Annotated in this window: 1 protein-coding gene; it reads left to right on the top strand. The window is 42.3% G+C overall.

Annotated elements, in window-relative coordinates; all coding sequences use genetic code 11:
- On the top strand, positions 1–263 hold a 263-nt coding region (locus tag HC175_RS23080), incomplete at its 5' end, for a group III truncated hemoglobin (RefSeq protein ID WP_209310231.1).
- Between the last annotated feature and the right edge of the window lie 28 nt (positions 264–291).

The raw sequence follows: 291 nt of genomic DNA, 5'->3' as shown, positions 1-291 counted from the left end.
ACCTGGAAAAACTCACAGACTTCTGGGAAACCAACCTGTTTATGGTTAGCAAATTTAGAGGTAATCTTGTACGTGCGCATATAGAGGTGGATCAAAATTTCGACCATAGTATAGAGCAGAAACATTTTGGGGAGTGGCTTACCATGTGGTATCAAACCATTGACGAACTGTTCGAAGGAGATCGTGCAAACATCGCGAAGAATAGGGCCCGAAACATGGCACATAATCTGTTTATGAATATCTATATGAGCCGGGAGCATTAGTTCCCGAAACTTCGCTTGAACCTCATAA

It is taken from the genome of Salinimicrobium oceani, assembly GCF_012037645.1.
The sequence above is the reverse complement of the archived record's forward strand: the minus strand, read 5'-3'. Positions and strand labels throughout refer to the sequence as shown.